This window comes from Nocardia sp. NPDC049220 (assembly GCF_040647855.1).
Lineage (GTDB): Bacteria > Actinomycetota > Actinomycetes > Mycobacteriales > Mycobacteriaceae > Nocardia.
This window is the reverse complement of sequence record NZ_JBEZDA010000002.1, coordinates 193201-210350: the sequence shown is the minus strand read 5'-3', so window position 1 is coordinate 210350 and position 17150 is coordinate 193201. Positions and strand designations below refer to the sequence as shown.

Sequence of the window (17150 nt, the reverse complement as noted above, 5' to 3'; positions counted from 1 at the left end):
TCGGACGCTCGGGTGTTGCCTGAGCCGTATCGGTTGCATCATCGTGCCGACTTCTCCCGGACGGTGCGCCGCGGCCAGCGAATCGGGAGGCCTGATCTGGTCGTGCACACGTTCGTGCACGGGTATGACGGAGTAGTGGGCGCGAATAGGCGACACGATGATCCGATCCCGAACGATGCGCTGGTGTGCGTAGGCGGACCGCGCTTCGGGTTGATCGTCAGCAAGGCGGTGGGCAACGCGGTGATTCGACACCGCGTCGCCCGCCGCCTGCGTCATATGTGCGCCCAGGTGATCGCCGAGCTGCCCGCCGAGACCGATGTCGTGGTCCGGGCACTGCCGGGTGCCGCGACAGCGTCCTCTGACGATTTGCTCCGCCAACTGCGCGGCGCACTGCGCAAGTTGGGCGCCTCCGGTACGAGGCGGTCGGGCGGTGCGATGTGAGCGTTTCCACGAGAATCGCCCGACTGCCCGCCGACGCGCTGATTTTTCTGATCGAGCTGTATCGGACCTATGTCTCCCCCACCCGCATGCCGGTGTGTCGATTCACCCCGACCTGTAGCGAGTACGCGGTCACTGCGTTGCGCACTCGAGGCCTGTTCATCGGCCTCGTATTGGCGGTCGTGCGCTTGGCCAAATGCGCGCCCTGGCACCCTGGTGGGTGGGACCCCGTCCCGGAACGGAAGCGGAGCACTGTTCGCCCCGAGCCAGCGGACGAGGCAACCGACGCGGCGCCGCAGGAACCGAGCCTGCCTGCCGAACCGCCGTCGGGACCGAACGCTTGTAAAGGATCACCGCACGCGGTGATCGGCGACACGAACGACGGGAGTGCATAGAGCCGTGCTCGACTTCATTTATTACCCGGTGTCCTGGATCCTCTGGTTCTGGCATCGGGTCTTCGGGTTCGCGTTCGGCGCGGACAACGGTCTCACCTGGGCGCTGGCCGTGGTGTTCCTGGTGTTCACCTTGCGCCTGGTGCTCTACAAGCCGTTCGTGAAGCAGGTGCGCACCACCAAACAGATGCAAGAACTGCAGCCCCAGATCAAGGAGCTGCAGAAGAAGTACAAGAACGATCGCCAGAAGATGGCGACCGAGATGCAGAAACTACAAAAGGACAACGGCTTCAACCCGTTGATGGGCTGTCTGCCGATCCTCGCTCAGGTACCGGTGTTCTTGGGCCTGTTCCATGTGCTGCGATCGTTCAACCGGACCGGCCACGGCATCGGCCAACTGGCCATGACGCCCGAGCAGAACGCGAACACCGCGAACTACGTCTTCAGCGCCACCGACGTCCAGTCCTTCCTCAGCGCTCGTATCTTCGGTGCGCCGATCTCCGCGTTCATCACCACGCCGGTCAATGAACTGCAGGCCTTCGCGAGTTACGGTGGTGTGCCGTCCAAGTTGAGCATCGCGCTGGTCGCCATTCCCCTGATGGTTATCGCCGGTCTGGCGACTCACTTCAATGCGCGTGCCTCGGTCGCGCGGCAGACTCCGGAGGCTGCTGCCAACCCGCAGGCCGCGATGATGAACAAGCTCGCCCTGTGGGTGTTCCCGCTCGGCGTACTCGTCGGTGGTCCCTTCCTGCCGATCGCGATCCTGCTGTACTGGGTTTCGAATAACATCTGGACCTACGGGCAGCAACACCTCGTCTTCGGTCGGATGGCGAAGGAAGAAGAAGCCAAGAAGCAAGCGAAACTGGAGCAGCGCGCACAGAACGCGCCGAAGCCAGGCGCCAAACCGGTCAACGTGAAGAAGAAGCAGGCCTCGCCGGCCGATGCCACGTCGGCCGAAGAAGATGTCGATGCCGATAGTGCTCCGTCGACGAACGGCACCGCCAAGCCGACGAATCAGACCGCAGGCCAACGCCGTTCGAGCGGCCAGAAACGCCCGGGCGGCCGGGGCAGGGCGAACCAGAAGCGCAGGCGCTGACCACACGATCGATAGGCGGGTCGGTCCGTCTCGATCGCTGAGCAACCCTTGATCGCGAATACCGTCCGGCGGCCAGCGCCCGGCGCGTGCGATGAGCAGATGAAGGAAATCAAATGACTGTTGAGACTGACGGAGGGGACGCCACAGTGGCGACGACCATGGTGAACGCCGAGACGGACACCGGCGATGTCGTGAGCGATGCCGAGGATGCACTGATCGAAGAAGGCGAGATCGCTGGTGACTACCTCGAGCAGTTGCTCGACGTACTCGACTTCGACGGCGATATAGATCTCGACGTGGAAGGTGACCGCGCCATCGTGAGCATCGACGGCGGCCGCGACCTGTCGAAACTCGTCGGCCACAACGGCGAGGTGCTCGACGCCCTGCAAGAGTTGACCCGGCTTGCTGTCCAACAGTCGACTGGCGTGCGCAGCAGGTTGATGCTGGACGTGGCCGGTTGGCGGGCCAAGCGGCGGTCCGAGCTGAGCGCGCTGGGCGCGGCCGCGGCGCAGCGAGTGCTGGAATCGGGTGCGCCGGAGTCGCTGGCGCCGATGACCCCGTTCGAACGCAAGATCGTGCACGACGCGGTGGCCGCGGTGGACGGTGTCAGCAGCGAGAGCGAAGGTGTCGAGCCGAACCGTCACGTGGTCGTCGTGCCCTCCTGAACACCGCAGTTCCGGTTGCGGACCGGTAGTGGTTGGATAGGGCCTCTGGTCTCCGGACTGGAGGCCTTATTCGTGCCCGGCGCCTGACTGCTCGCTCCCTGATCGATTCGAGTTCGGAAGGATGTTTCACGTGGAACGAGATCTCGGTGGAACCACTGAGGTGCCTGCCCAGCTGGAACCGCCGGCACCGGCGGCGGCGACGGCCATCTTCGGTGACCGACTCGATCTCGCCCGGCGGTACTGCGCGGAACTCGCGACCGCCGGCGTTGAGCGCGGCCTGATTGGACCTCGCGAGGTCCCGCGCCTCTGGGATCGACACATTCTCAACTGTGCGGTGCTCGGCGAACTGATCGCCGAGGGCGCTTCCGTGGTCGATATCGGTAGTGGCGCCGGGCTCCCGGGCATCCCGCTCGCGATCGCGCGCCCGGACTTGCGGATCACCTTGGTCGAGCCGCTGCTACGTCGCACCATCTTCCTCAGCGAGTTCATCGAGTCCGCCGGATTGGACGTGACCGTGGTACGCGGGCGCGCCGAACAGTCCGGTGTGATGAAGGAAGCAGGTGGGGCGGACGTCGTCACGTCTCGCGCGGTCGCTCCGTTGGGGAAGCTCGCCCAGTGGTCGCTGCCTCTCCTCCGCGACCATGGACACATGCTCGCGCTCAAGGGTGCCAGTGCGGTGGAGGAACTCCAGCGCGACGGAGACGCACTCGCCCGGGCGGGCGCTGGAAACGTGGTCGTCCTCGAATGCGGCGTGGGTTCGGTGTCCACACCGACCATGGTGATCAGCGCCGAGCGCCTCCCGCGTGCCGAGCGGAGTTCGCGTCGGCGTGCGGAGCGGACGGTTGAACGCAGTGCGAAGAAGGCGAGTCGCGTTGAGGCGGGCGAGCAAAGGCGCGCCAGGCGCGCGGCTCGGAAGGCTGAGTAGTAGCAGTGGGTTCGTTGTCCGCTGTGCAGACGCAGGCAGCGTGGCAAGTGCCTTCCATCGACCTGGCGAGCGCGGTCGATGGCAAACAGGTGATGGGCAACCCTTATAGCTACTGCATTTCGTCACCCTGACGGAAAGCGACCGTCTTGCGGGATGGCGACAGCCCATCTCAGCGTTCTCGACACGTAGCGAACGGGCCTACGCGCCCGCCGGGCTGTGAGTCGAGCACCGGCCGCTCGCCGATGTTTCACGTGAATCACGGAGCCTGGACGCGCCCTGTCGATCGGCCACCCGGACAACATCTTCGGACGAGGATCAACCGGCTGGCAGGAGCGAGCCGCGCATTGCGGCGGACTATGAGACCTCTACTTCGGTGACGTCAGAAATCGCCAACGCTGGAGGCCTCCTCCCTGGCCATGGTCGCAACCTGATGACTGGGTGCAGCTGCGCCACGCCGGTGGGTGTCTACCCTGCCCTGCCCACGCGAGATCCGCCGCCCTCGCGGGACTGACAAGATCGCCACTGGCGCGGACGTCCGGACGTTCGCACTACGCCACCCTGAAGAAGGCCGGCGTCGGAGCGGTAACTCTGTACCAGCTGCACGGTGATCGGAGTGGGCGGGTTCCGGCACGTCCGCGACCGCTGTGTCACAGTCTCGTCTGCGGTCTTCCGCTAGGGCGCCAGGCGGGTCGCTGGGGACTGAGCTCACTTGTTTCCGTGCGATGCTCGTGGAAAGTCTCAGCCGCGCGTCGCGCTGCCGATTGGGTCGGTCGGACCCAGGTTCGCCACTGTGGGCGAACCACACGGTCACACGTGCCGCAACAATGGACGGTCCTGCGGCCGCCGGGTTGTGAGCCGAGCACCGGCTGCTAGCCAATGTTTCACGTGAATCAAGGGGTCCCGGGACGCGCCCTGGTGATTGGCCGCCCGTACTTCGCCCTATCACCGCGTGGTCGTCACGGAACGTCTGTGCTCCTAGGGATTTCGAACTCAGCGCTTTCGGGAGTCGATCTCGCGAGGCCACCACTCGGAGGTCATGCGGCGGGCCGGTTCGGCTGCGCCTCCTCGATCAGGTCAGCCTTTACGCGCCACACCGCGTCGTGCGCCTCTCGGCAACTTGGTGCGATTGATCGACGTCATAATCGGACGATCACCGTCGGGAGTGCGGGTGGAGTGTTACCGGGTATGTTGCACGCGTTGCGTGGCAGGAAGATCGTGCCAGTGGCTTTCGGTTCTGGATGTGGCACCGCGGCACTGCTCGGTGGTGTGACGCTGACGGGGCGGCATTTGCCGATCGCCTCATCGACTCACGGGCTCGCCCACATGGATTCACGTGAAACATGCGTCGGGGGATCTCCGGATTTCATTGGTGCGGCGCGGACGGTATGCCCACACGACTGCCGTTGCGGGATCGACGAGATCGCTGACCGCACGGATTCGTGCGGCAGTCCGGACGGGCGTCACCAGGAAGGAGGCAGTGTGGGCACGGAGGTAATCTTGTCTGTGACTGGACCGCGCCGCCGGTCCAACCGCGCGGTTGTGCACGACACGCTCGTGCCTGCGCGATTGACGACGACTCTCGTGCTCCTCGAATGAAATCGGTACTGATTCCCGCGCCGGCAGGGTTGTCGCCTCGGCGTAAAAGTGGCGGCTGGTCATCGCCGTCCGCCGGCGCGCGATGATTCCGGTGTAAGAGGATGGCGGTCAGCGAAGGCGCAGTCAGTCAACCGGTTCCGGCCTCGTTTGGAGAGGTACGAGCCCCTTCTGTCGTGGAGGCTAATACTTTCCAGTCGCTGAACCGGCTGAAACCGTCGTCCGGCCGCGACGTTTCCTGTGAAACAGCGGACATCGACACGCGAATCGGGCAGATTTGCGTGTCGATATGCGTCTCGCCGCGATTCAGCTTTCTAATCGCGCCCAGTGCTGGCAAGCTAGTGTGCGTCGGGCGTGAGCGTAGGTGCCACGGATGATCTGGTTGTCACAGCGGCAAGGCTCCGCTCGGTCGATCGGGCGCCGCGAACCCGGTTGGGCATCTGTTCGTTCCGACGAATGCTGTTACAGGCACCGCGTCGATTTCGCCTGGCGAGTGCACGTGGTCTGAAGTTCTCGGGTTAGGAGCTGTGTATGTCGAGCGGTTCGGCGAATGTTTCACGGGAAACTACGTCGCGCGTGCCGGGAATGCTGGACTCCAGCAGTTTCGACGCGGAGTCATTCGGAAGCACACCGTTCGGGCACATCTCTGCCAGTGAGACCCCGATAGCCGCCGAGGCCCAACGTGCAAGTCAGATCCTCCACCCAGGAAAGGTGACAGTGCCGAAACCGCACGAGCAGCGCATCATCACGATCGCCAATCAGAAAGGCGGTGTCGGCAAGACCACCACCGCGGTGAATCTGGCGGCAGCCCTGGCACATCAGGGGATGACGGTTCTCGTGATAGATCTCGATCCGCAGGGCAACGCCAGCACGGCCCTGGGCATCGAGCATCACTCGGGCGTGCCCTCCAGCTATGAACTCCTCATCGGTGAGGTCTCCGTCAAGGATGCGATCCAGCAGAGCCCGCACAGCGAACGCCTGTTGTGTATCCCCGCGACCATCGATCTGGCCGGCGCCGAGATCGAACTGGTGTCGATGGTGGCCAGGGAGGGCAGACTGAAAGCCGCCATTCAGGAGGCGAATATTGCCGGGTACGACATCGATTACGTGATGATCGACTGTCCGCCTTCGTTGGGTTTGTTGACGGTCAACGCGATGGTCGCGGCCAAGGAGGTGCTGATCCCGATCCAGTGCGAGTACTACGCGCTGGAAGGTGTGGGTCAGCTGCTCCGCAATATCGGTCTGGTGCAGGCGCACCTGAATCCTGAACTCCATGTCTCCACGGTGATCCTCACGATGTACGACGGCCGGACCAAGTTGGCCGACCAGGTCGCGGAAGAGGTCCGTGGGCACTTCGGCGATGTGGTACTGCGGTCGGTGATTCCGCGCAGTGTGAAGGTGTCGGAGGCACCGGGGTATGGCATGACGGTGCTCGATTATGATCCAGGCTCCCGGGGTGCGATGAGCTACCTGGATGCTGGACGTGAGATGGCGTCTCGTGCGGTAGCCCCCCAGGCTGCCGCAATGGGGCCGGTCGAGTGACTCGGTGTGTCTGCCGAGCTGATGCTCGGCAAGTCCGGTTTGGTGGCGAAACGAAGAAGGGACCGATAGACCGATGAGCCAGGCGAAGAAGGGTGGGCTCGGGCGCGGTCTTGCCGCGCTGATCCCCACGGCACCGGCGGCTTCGCCAGGCCTCAGCAGCGCGGCTGCGAGCGTTATCGGTCTCGATCCCATCGGCCCGCAGCCCGCCTCGACGTACCTACATCGGGTCCCCGATCCCGCTGACGAAAGCGCCGAACTTGCGGCGAGCTACCGAGAGATCCCCCCGGATCAGATCCAGCCGAACCCCAAGCAACCCCGCACGGCCTTCGATGAAGAAGCACTAAGCGAACTGGTGCACTCGATCCGTGAGTTCGGCCTGATGCAACCGATCGTGGTGCGCAGGGTCGAGGCGGGAGTCGACCGCTATCAACTCGTCATGGGCGAGCGGCGGTGGCGGGCATGCCAGGAGGCCGGTCTGGTCACCATCCCGGCGATCGTCCGGGAGACGTCGGACGAGTCGATGCTGCGCGACGCCCTGTTGGAGAATATCCACCGGGTGCAGTTGAACCCGCTCGAGGAAGCGGCGGCCTACCAGCAGTTGCTGGAGGAATTCGATGTCACGCACGAGGAATTGGCGGCCCGGATCGGTCGTTCCCGCCCGGTGGTGACAAACATGATTCGTCTGCTGAAGCTGCCGATCCCGGTGCAGCGCCGGGTCGCGGCGGGCGTGCTGTCCGCAGGACACGCACGGGCACTGCTCGGTCTGGAGGCGGGTGCGGATGCCCAAGAGGTACTGGCTACCCGCATCGTCGCCGAGGGACTATCGGTTCGTGCGACGGAGGAAGCTGTCACGCTGGCGAACCGTGATCTCGATACCGCGGTGCCCTCCCCCGCTCCTCAGCGGAAGCCGATTCAGATGCCGGGCCTGCAGGACGTAGCAGAGCGGTTGTCCGGTTCGTTCGACACCCGGGTCACTGTAAGCCTCGGCAAGCGTAAGGGGAAGATCGTCGTCGAGTTCGGTTCGGTCGAAGACCTCGAGCGCATCGTCGCCCTGATGGAGCAAAGCACTTCCGGCGTGTGACAGAAGTGACAAAAAGTAACTCGTGATTTCGATAGGTGTGAGTCCACGGCCGAAACGTCACTGTGACAGTGTGGGTTTACACGAGTCGCGGGGCGGGCACGCCTCCCGATAGAGCACCACATGTTCTTCTAACCAACAGCACAGCGATATGGAATGAGGCGGGTTCTCTTTGATCGCTTATTCTTGCTGGCGAGCAACCATTGATGCGGCGTGAGCGTGGACGAATCGGACAGCTGGAGGCTGAGCAGAGCGGTGTCGACCAGCGTCACAGCACTAACCCTCGGCGGACTGGGGAAACTGCCCGCACATGCGCGACGCTGTGTGTTCTGGGAGATGGACCCCGCGGTGGCCGAGGACTCCCGTAACTTCAGTGATCCGGTCTTCGAGAAAGAAGCCTGGCTGTCCACGGTGATGCTGGAGTGGGGCTCATGTGGACAGGTGGCGGAGGTCGATGGCAACATCGCGGGTTGCGCGCTGTACGCGCCGCCGAGCGCGGTGCCGCGGGCCACACTGTTCCCCACGTCTCCGGTAAGCCCGGACGCGGTCCTGCTGACCACACTGCGAGCCGAATTCCCCTACCAGGATGCTGACATCGCCCACCGGTTGATCCAAGCTGTCGTGGCCGATCTGGTACGCCGCGGTGTGCGCGCGCTGGAGGCGTTCGGCATTCGCAGCGATCCACCGGCACAGGCGTTGTCGGAGCGGTTCGGTTCGATGACGCTGATGGAGCGGATCACCGCGCCGATCAAAGGTGTCGGCGCGGCGGGCCCGCTCACCGAGTGCTCGCCGGCGACCTGCATGGTCGAAGCCGATTTCCTGGAGGACGTCGGCTTCGAGGTGGTGGCGCCGCACCATAGGTTCCCGCGGCTGCGGCTCGAACTCAACTCCGATCACGGCTGGAAGGAAGACGTGGAGCGTGCGCTGGACCAGCTGCTCGCGGCGGCCTCGATGGCTGCGCCCACCCGCGTCGGAGCCCGCTGATCGGAAGGTAGAAACGCCCCTTGCCAATCGGAATCGGCAAGGGGCGTTCGCATTCAACCGCGAAGAAATCTACATCCGGTCGGCCGCGGCGAGCTCCTCGGCCAGCAGTTCCGCGAAAGTGTAAGTGCCAGTGGGCTGGTCGTCTTGGCCGAGCAGATACAGCCGTTTCACCGCGATCAGGATGGCTTCGGCGATCACGTCGCGCATGCGCGGGTTGGCGAGCACCGAGGCGTCATAATCGTTTGTCAGGTAGCCGATGTCGACCTGCACGGTCGGCATCTTGGTGAGGCGCAGCAGATCCCAGGTCCGCGGATGAGTGCGGCAGTCCTGCAACGAGGTTCGCGCGACTACCTCGCGCTGGATGAATCCGGCGAGTACTTGGCCGATCATGGAGACCGAGCCGTGTGAATTGCCGAAATAGAACCCGGCCACGCCGTTGGCCAGTGGACTCGGGTTGGCCGCACAGCGTAGCGAGATCATGAGATCGGCGTCGAAGGCGTTCGAGGTATCGGCGCGTTCGGCGTCGGTCGGATCGGCACCCCACGGTCTGGACAGGAAGGTCTCCATGCCGGTGGCGGCCATTCGGCCTTCTAGCCGGCTTGCCAAGTCCCACAGAATTTCCGACTCGTAGACATCGCCGTATTCCGTGGGCACCGCGTTGCCCTTGTGTTGTCCGCCAAGACCCGGGTCGATGACGATCCGCTTGCCGGTCAGCTGCGGGCCGGCCCGATGTACCACCTCTTCTTCCGCGATCCGATGGGGATTACCACCGGTGACCCGGGCGCCGAGCAGGTCGAGCGAGCGCAATGTGTCAGGCCCGCAGATGCCATCGGCGGAGAGGCCGATTTCCCGCTGGAAAGCGGTGAGCCCTTCGTGGGTGTGCGGGCCGAAGTAGCCGTCTACGCGGTGGACGTAGAAGCCGAGGTCCTGCAGTCTGCGTTGCAGAGTGGCCACGTCGTCGCCGTAGAGCGGCGCGGAGAGTTGATAGATCAGCGTCCGCGCGCCCAGGCGGTAGGACGCCTCCTTCAGGGCACGGTAGGTCGCCGGACCAATCACGCCATCGACCAGCAGACCACGATGCTGCTGGAATGCACGCACCGCCGAATCGAGATGATGGTCGAACGTCGCGTCGATGCCCTTCCAATATTCGCGTGCATCCGCGTGATCGGAACCGACATGCGCGAGTAGGAACCCGAGACTTGCCAGAGTGCTCCGAACCTCTGCGACGGCTGGACCGGTATCGCCGTGACGAAGTCGGTGCATGCGTGAGAGCCCTTTCCTTTCGTCAACCCGCGGGTACCCACTCATGCGATGGGACACCTTTCGCGCGACAGGAGCGTCGGTCGATTGTCGCAGACCCGGACCGGATTTCGGCAATTCCCGCGTCCGGATATCCTACGGCGCGTCATCTGATCGCGCCGCTAGATAACGCCTTCGAGTTCGCGAAGAAGGGCCGCTTTACCCTTCGCCCCGACAATCTGTTTGACCGGCTTACCGCCGCGGAAAAGCATCATAGTGGGCAGCGAAAGAATCTGATAATCGCGGGCCGTGCTCGGGTTGGCGTCCACATCCAACTTCGCGATGGTGAGCTTGTCCGCGTGTGTACCCGCGATCTCTTCCAGAACGGGAGCGACCATCTTGCACGGGCCGCACCAATCGGCCCAGAAGTCGACGAGGACGGGTTTCTCGCTCAGCAACACGTCGTCGGCGAAGGACGCGTCGGTCACGACGACCGTGTTGACAGACTCGGACATGGGTTTCTCCTTGTGGTGAAGCCGCGACAGCAACTCAGTTGGCGGGGACGGCGACCGAATCAGTGGCGTTGTCGAGGGTATTCGAGGTGATATCGCCCTGTTCGGCGAGCCAGCGCTCGGCGTCGATGGCCGCGCGACAGCCGGTGCCCGCAGCGGTGATCGCTTGGCGGTAGGTGTGATCGACCAGGTCACCCGCCGCGTACACGCCGGGGATCTTGGTGGCGGTTGACGGGTGCAGCACCTGCACATAGCCCTCGTCGTCCAACTCGACCTGGCCTTTGACCAGTTCGCTGCGCGGATCGTGGCCGATCGCCACGAACAGGCCGGTCGCAGCCAACTCGGAGGTCTCACCCGTGCTGGTGTCGCGCAGGGTCAGGTGGGTGACGCTGGTGTCCCCGTGCACCTCGGTCACCTCGGCGTTCAGCACGAACGCGATCTTCTCGTTCGCCTTCGCCCGCTCCAGCATGATGCGGGAGGCGCGGAACTCCTCGCGGCGGTGCACGATGGTGACGCTGGAGGCGAACTTGGTCAGGAAGATGGCCTCCTCCATCGCGGAGTCGCCACCGCCGACCACGACGATGTCCTGTCCCTTGAAGAAGAAGCCGTCGCAGGTAGCGCAGGCGCTGACACCACGGCCCAGCAGCCGCTGCTCACCCGGCACGTTCAGGTACCGTGCGGCTGATCCCATGGCCAGGATCACGGCATAGGCCTGGTAGATCTGATCGCCGACGGTGACCTTCTTGATCGGACCGCTGAGATCGATGGCGTCCACGTCCTCGCTGCGGATATCCGCGCCGAACCGCTTGGCTTGCTCGCGCATCTCCTCCATGAGATCTGGGCCCATGATTCCGTCACGAAATCCCGGGAAGTTCTCCACCTCGGTGGTGGTCATCAGCGCGCCGCCGAACTGAGTTCCCTCGAACAGCAACGGCTGGAGTTCGGCACGGCCCGCATACACCCCGGCGGTGTAGCCGGCGGGTCCGGAGCCGACGATGATCAGATCGGAGACTGGCGTGCTCATGAGGCCCTTCCGAGGGAATCAGTGGACGTGTCGGTCAACAACAGGGTAATGGTTGTTGTTCCCACGCCGGCCGGGTCACACCACGGACGTGGCCGATATCGCGGCGTCAGCCGATGTCCTGCAATGCTCTCCGTTGAGGATCATCTGCGCGACAACCTGTTCCGACGACCAGTGCGGTGATCTTGGGCGGGTGCGGGCCGGCGAGCAGGATGAGGACCGCGGCACGGTCCTGAAAGGTGATATCGGTGGAGCCGAGCACCTTACGGTCGAGCCCGTTCGCCTGAACACAGCGATCGAGCGCCCCCGGGCGTGCGAGCGAACCACTGACGTCATGGCGTCCCAGCGCGCCGAGTGCGACAGTGCTGGTGAGATCGGTGTTCAGGTCGCCGTTGTCGGTGGTCGGCTTGGCACCGGGCGCAACGTCGTCGTCATCGCGCAGCGTCGACCCGACTACTCCCGCGCAGGCCACCACGGCGATCGCGGCGGCAGCCGCGGTGAGCCGGCGCAGCCTGCGGCGGCGGCGCACGTCGAACTGGATCGACTGTGTGGGAACTCCGTCGGAAATCGCCGGCTCATCGTGTGCCACCGCCGACGAATGCGGTAGCGGGTGAATCGTCGCCGCATCTGCGGTGCGTAGCTCTGAACGGTCCAACTCCTCGACGAACCGTGCGAGCCGGGTGGCAACGTCTGCCGGCATGCTGTGGGTGATCTGCTCATCGCGGCCGAGAGCGCGCACCTTGGCGCTGACATCGTCGAGCGACTGCAAGAAGCGCAGCGCCTCCGGGTCACGCGACACCATCGGCCACAACTGGTCGCGCTGCTCCGGCGTCACGTTGTCGGCGTGCAGGTCGGCGAGCAATTCGGCCGTGAACGGAGGCTGCGGCACGGATCTGGTCGCCATCGCACCTCCGTTTTTCGGATCTGACATCGCAGGAATTCCCTCGACGACGGGGACTACATGTATGCGTTCAGTGGTTCGTCACTATTAATGACGCATCTCAGCTACCTTCGGTTCCCCGGATCTCGCAGAAATTCCAGACGTTCTTTCAGCCGTTGCCGCGCCCTGGCGCATCGGCTCTTGATCGTCCCCTCCGGCACACCGAGCATCGCGGCTGCCTCGGCCACGCTATACCCCTCCAGATCGATCGCGACCAGCGCGGTTCGTTGATCCGGTGGCAGTGAGAACAAGGCGTGATCGATGACCATGGTGGTCTCCATTTCGGCCATTTCGTCGCGATCGTCGCTGGGCTCGGGCATCGTCTCCGGCGAAAGCGAGAGCGCGTACCTGGTCTTGTTGCGCCGGATCCGGTCCAGGCAGGCGTTCACCACGATCGCGTGCAGCCAACTGCGCACCTCGGCCTCGGCGCGGAACGACGCTGCCGTGCGGTGGGCGGACAGCAGCGCATCTTGCAGCGAATCGGCCGCGTCTTCACGCGTATAGGACGTGCGCAGGGCGGTCTGCCAGAGATGGTCGTTGTGCCTGCGCAACAACTCGGCGAATGCGTGCCGCTCGCCGCGCACATGCGCACGGAGCAGTTCGACATCGGTATGTTCGTCGGGTACGAACGAACGTTCACGGTACGCGACCGGGCGCGATGTCCCCCCGCGAAACTCCTCGTTCAATTCGGACGACAAATGCCAACCCCTCGGACAACGCTCACGGCGGCGGGCACGGTAGACCATCGCCGAAATTTCGCAGCATCCAGGATCGAGAAACCAGAACCCGGGAAGCTCCCCTGATGAGAGCGCACCAAGATCATATCGCCCGTACGGATTCGGCACCAACAAAACCGATCGGACCGAGAGTGGCGGATCGCGCGTCGCAGGGCGCGCGAGCGAATGGCCTGCACGAACAATGCGCGCGGCGGAAGACCTGCGTGGCCGGGCTAAGGCGCGGCGTCGAAGCGAATATCGGTGACAGCGGTTTGGAATTGACCTCCGGAGTTCCCCAGTCCGGTGATCCAGACGAGCACGTAGCGGGCGGCTTGGTCGGCGCGCACCGGGATGTCGGTGACGCCGTTGGCCAGCCGGGCGGAGCCGATCAGCTGAGTCTGATCCAGTGTCGGCGAGCTGGTGGGCGAGGTGCGTATCTCCACCGACGTACCCGGACTCGGCGAGCTGATCGAGACGCTGGTGAGTTTGGCTGGACTGGGCAAGGTGGCCAGCAGGCCGACCCCCTTCTTGAGGGCCGGGAACTGCTGGAAATACTGATCGGTGCGCCACTGGGTGCCGGGATCGTCGTCCAGCACCGCCTGCACGTTGCTGATGCCGTCCGGGGTGCCTTCCGGCGAGAACACCGACACCCCCGTCGCCGGCACCGGCACGCCATCCGGCGCGATGTTCGGGCCGGCGGCGGCCGGAGTCGGTGACGGCTGGCTGTTCGTCGTCAGGCCGATGTTGCGCTGTTCGTTGAGCGGCGCCTCCGAGGCGCCCGGCGCGAACACGCTGACCATCCACCAGATGACGATGCCGACCACGAGCGCGGCAAGGATGCCGAGCCCAACCATGATCCACATCATGCGCTGCGATCGCTCCCGCTCCGCCGCAAGCAATTCCGGATCGGCGAGTGAGTCGTCGGCGCGCGCGGGCGCGCGCTGACCGAGCCGCAGTACCGGGATGAGATCGGTCTTCTGGTCGACCACCGACGCCTGTTCGAGCACGTGCTGCACGGTGGCGGCGGTACGAACGCCCTTGTTCGACTCCAGTGAGCGCACCGCGACCGCGGAGATCTCGAACGGCACCTCGGGACGGATCTGGCGCGGTTCCACCGGCGTGCCGTCCGGGCCGAAGTCGGCAGGTCGCAATCCGCCGACCGTCGCGGAGGGACCGCCGGTGCGGATCGGCCAGCGCGCAGTGATCAGCGCGTAGAGCATCGCCCCGAGACCGCGCACGTCGGACTGAGCGTCGGAATCGGACAGGGTGCCGGGAAAAGCGAGCACCGCGTCGCCGGACGCGCTGATCCGCACCCGATCCGGATGATCGATCGACAGCGACCCGCCGCCACGATGGGCCAACTCCGCCGCTGAGGCGAGAGCGCGGATCGCCCGAGCCGCGCCGATCGGCGAAGGCACCGTCTCGGCCATCTCGCGCAGCGATCGGCCCGGCGTCCACTCGGCCACCACGATGCCGCCGGAACTGCCGCGAACGACGTCCAGAACACGGGCCAGTCCGGGCGAGTTGATTCGGCCGAGCCGTAGCGTCCGGGACAGGATCGCCTGCGGCCCGTCCTGGCCGGAGTTGTCGGTCGCCTTCTGATCGGCGTCGACGAAGGTCAGCGCGACCTCTCGGTCGAGCTTGATGTCGAGTGCCTGCCAGAACCTCAGGCCGCGTGCTCCGCCGTGGCCTGCCAGCAGCCGATAGCGACCACCGGCCACCGATGCGCCCGGAATCAGCTTGGGGCCACGCGGAACTCGCCGTGCGCCCAGGTTCTCGCCGCCCATGGGCGGCATCTCCGGCGAGCCGATCGGGATCATCCCGGTGTCGTACATCGGATCGCGCGGCGGCATATGTCCGTCCGGTGCTCTCATAGCGTCCTGATTCGGTGGGGCCGCCCCGGACGCGTTGTTCGCGTACGTGGGATCCATCGGCTCCCCCGCGGTCGGCGGTAAATCGATGGATAGTCCGCCGGCCGCGGTCGCAGAAGAATCGGCGGCCGGGACGCCCCCCACCGCGTCGTCGCTCACCCTCGGTCCTCCTTCGCCCTGATATGTCGAGGTTCCGGCGAATTCGCCACTTGTGCTCTTCTGCCGAACAGGGTACGGGAACTCGCCCATGCCGGTGATGTCAACGGCATCGGCTCGAATCACCGGCAGCACCATCGTCTGCGCGTCCATGTACGGATCGAAGCGCGGGTAAGCCAGATACGGGTCGGGCCTGCGGAGAACCTGGGTGACGTAAGGATCTTCCACCGGGGTCTCCAGATCCAGTTCCGGAGCCGGCGGGGTCCAGCCGAGGCGCCGCGAGATGGCCACGGTGATGGCGACGATCTCCGGTATACCGGCCAGGCGCATCAAGCCGAAGGCCACCGTCAACATCACGATCGCGGTGATCGCCACCCGGATCAGCGAGCCGGGGCCGCCGAACGACGCGGTCAGCCGATCAAGGCCGAGGATCCGGTCCACGATCCACATCACCGCGCCACCCGCGAGCGATGCCAGTACGACACGGGTCACCGTACGGCCGACGTTGGCCATCCTGAGATCGCCCAGACTCCGGTGCAGCAGATAGCCGCCGACGACGGCGCCGACCGCGAAGCCCAGACCGTTCGCGACGCCGAGGGCGATCACCACATGCTCGGCATCCGTGACAACCGGCGCCAGTGCCGAGAAAACAATCTTGGCGGCAGTGATGCCGAGGATGATCCAGGTCGGGATCCACGCCTGCTCTCTGGCGTAGAACACGCGCAGGTGGATGAGCACCAGCGAATACGGGATGAGTGCGAAGGCGGACCAACTGACCGCGAGGCCGAGGCGTTCGGCATCGGAACCGAAGTTGCCGTATCCGTACAGGGCTTGACCGACCTGCGGACCGGCCAGCGTCAAGAACGTGACCACCGGAACGAGCGCGATCATGGTCAACCGGGTAGCAGCCGAGAGGTCGTCCACCACCGCGGGCGTGTCGTCCGCCGCCGCGTTGCGGCTCAGCCGCGGCATGATCGCCGTGAGCACCGTGACGCCCAGCACGCCGTAGGGCAACTGAAGCAGCAGCCATGCGTTGTTGTAGATCGCCGGACCCGCTGCGTCGGCGTGCGACGAGATCCGGGTGGCGAAGATGAAACCCGACTGGCTGATCAGGACATACAGAATAATGGCGGCGCCCATGCCGCCGAACTGCTTGAGTCGTGCGTCGACGCCCCACAGTGGTCGCAAGTCGATGCCGGCCTTGCGGATCGCCGGAACCAGGCTCACCGCCTGCACCACCACGCCGATCGTGACACCCAAGCCGAGCACCAGAAGTTTGGGGTCGCTCATCCGGACCGGGTCCAGCGTGATCTCGCCGGGCATCAGCACGTACAGGCCCAGCACCGCCAACACGACCAGGTTGTTCAGCACCGGTGCCCACGCTCCGGGCTTGAACATCTGTCGGGTGTTCAGGATGGCGGTGAGCAACGCCGACATCCCATAGAACAGAATGGCGGGCAGCAACAGGAAAGCCAGCGCCGTGGTGAGCCCGGTGTTCACCTTGCCGTCGTCGGACAGGAAGACGTGCGTGGCCAGCACCGGCGCCGCCGCGGTAGCCAACAGCGCCGCCGTCGCGAGGACGACGAACGCCGCGGTCACCAGGCGTCGGACGAACGCCGCGCCGCGATCGGGGTCCTCTTGCTCGGCGCGTACCAGTGTCGGTACGACGATCGCGGTGAGCACCGCGCCGAGCACCAACTCCGCGATCATGTTCGGGATCTGACTGGCGACGGTGAACGCGCTCGCGATCGCCGGGCCGAGCACGGTGAGCAGCAGCAGTTGCTTACCGAACCCGGTGACGCGGCTGATCAGCGTGGCGAAGGCGATCGATCCCGAGTCGCTGAGCAACCGGGAACTCGAGCCTTGGTTCGGCTCCGCCGCCTTCTCCTCCGTCCTGGTAGCCGCAGGCCATTCCTGGGGCCCAGGACGATTCGGCTCGGCGGGTTCGTGCCGGACCGGAGCGGGCGGCCGCTGCACCGGCG

At 65.1% G+C, this 17150-nt stretch carries 14 protein-coding genes; 8 read left to right on the top strand and 6 right to left on the bottom strand.

The genetic code is table 11. From position 1 onward, the window contains the following. Positions 1-12 precede the first annotated feature (12 nt). The 8 genes from rnpA (at position 13) to AB0C34_RS08280 (ending at position 8713) form a co-directional block, all read left to right on the top strand. Positions 13-441: a ribonuclease P protein component gene (gene rnpA, locus AB0C34_RS08315; protein ID WP_357068880.1), complete on the top strand. Its 429-nt coding sequence runs from the start codon at positions 13-15 to the stop codon at positions 439-441. Continuing rightward, positions 438-833 carry a membrane protein insertion efficiency factor YidD gene (yidD, locus tag AB0C34_RS08310; protein WP_357068877.1) on the top strand — a complete coding sequence of 132 codons (396 nt, stop codon included), beginning with the start codon at positions 438-440 and terminating at the stop codon, positions 831-833. Before rnpA ends, yidD begins: the two co-directional genes overlap by 4 nt. Before the next feature lie 4 nt (positions 834-837). Further along, positions 838-1926: a membrane protein insertase YidC gene (gene yidC / locus AB0C34_RS08305; RefSeq protein WP_357068875.1), complete on the top strand. Its 1089-nt coding sequence runs from the start codon at positions 838-840 to the stop codon at positions 1924-1926. 158 nt (positions 1927-2084) lie between these two features. Beyond that, positions 2085-2591 carry a protein jag gene (locus AB0C34_RS08300; protein WP_357070063.1) on the top strand — a complete coding sequence of 169 codons (507 nt, stop codon included), beginning with the start codon at positions 2085-2087 and terminating at the stop codon, positions 2589-2591. 130 nt (positions 2592-2721) lie between these two features. After that, complete coding sequence (gene rsmG / locus AB0C34_RS08295; RefSeq protein WP_357068873.1) at positions 2722-3516, top strand: 16S rRNA (guanine(527)-N(7))-methyltransferase RsmG; 795 nt, start codon at positions 2722-2724, stop codon at positions 3514-3516. Positions 3517-5640: 2124 nt separating this feature from the next. Further along, positions 5641-6651: a ParA family protein gene (locus AB0C34_RS08290; RefSeq protein ID WP_357068871.1), complete on the top strand. Its 1011-nt coding sequence runs from the start codon at positions 5641-5643 to the stop codon at positions 6649-6651. A 73-nt stretch (positions 6652-6724) separates the two neighbouring features. Continuing rightward, positions 6725-7732, top strand: coding sequence for a ParB/RepB/Spo0J family partition protein (locus tag AB0C34_RS08285; RefSeq protein ID WP_357068869.1), 1008 nt, complete (start codon positions 6725-6727; stop codon positions 7730-7732). 252 nt (positions 7733-7984) lie between these two features. After that, positions 7985-8713, top strand: a complete 729-nt coding sequence (locus AB0C34_RS08280) for a GNAT family N-acetyltransferase (RefSeq protein ID WP_357070061.1) — start codon at positions 7985-7987, stop codon at positions 8711-8713. A gap of 69 nt (positions 8714-8782) precedes the next feature. Here AB0C34_RS08280 and AB0C34_RS08275 read toward each other — a convergent pair whose 3' ends face one another. The 6 genes from AB0C34_RS08275 to AB0C34_RS08250 form a co-directional block, all read right to left on the bottom strand. Then, positions 8783-9976 carry an N-acetylmuramoyl-L-alanine amidase gene (locus tag AB0C34_RS08275; protein WP_357068867.1) on the bottom strand — a complete coding sequence of 398 codons (1194 nt, stop codon included), beginning with the start codon at positions 9974-9976 and terminating at the stop codon, positions 8783-8785. Positions 9977-10134: 158 nt separating this feature from the next. Continuing rightward, the gene (gene trxA / locus AB0C34_RS08270; protein WP_357068865.1) at positions 10135-10467 is read right to left on the bottom strand and encodes a thioredoxin; all 333 of its coding nucleotides are present in this window, start codon (positions 10465-10467) and stop codon (positions 10135-10137) included. A 34-nt stretch (positions 10468-10501) separates the two neighbouring features. Next, positions 10502-11488: a thioredoxin-disulfide reductase gene (trxB, locus tag AB0C34_RS08265; RefSeq protein ID WP_357068863.1), complete on the bottom strand. Its 987-nt coding sequence runs from the start codon at positions 11486-11488 to the stop codon at positions 10502-10504. Between the two features lie 106 nt (positions 11489-11594). Then, on the bottom strand, positions 11595-12389 hold the full coding sequence (locus tag AB0C34_RS08260) for a hypothetical protein (RefSeq protein WP_357068861.1): 795 nt from the start codon (positions 12387-12389) through the stop codon (positions 11595-11597). 101 nt (positions 12390-12490) lie between these two features. Continuing rightward, positions 12491-13123, bottom strand: a complete 633-nt coding sequence (gene sigM, locus AB0C34_RS08255) for an RNA polymerase sigma factor SigM (protein ID WP_357068859.1) — start codon at positions 13121-13123, stop codon at positions 12491-12493. A gap of 251 nt (positions 13124-13374) precedes the next feature. Continuing rightward, positions 13375-17145 (bottom strand): murein biosynthesis integral membrane protein MurJ, encoded by a 3771-nt coding sequence (locus tag AB0C34_RS08250; protein ID WP_357068857.1) that lies wholly within the window; start codon positions 17143-17145, stop codon positions 13375-13377. Between the last annotated feature and the right edge of the window lie 5 nt (positions 17146-17150).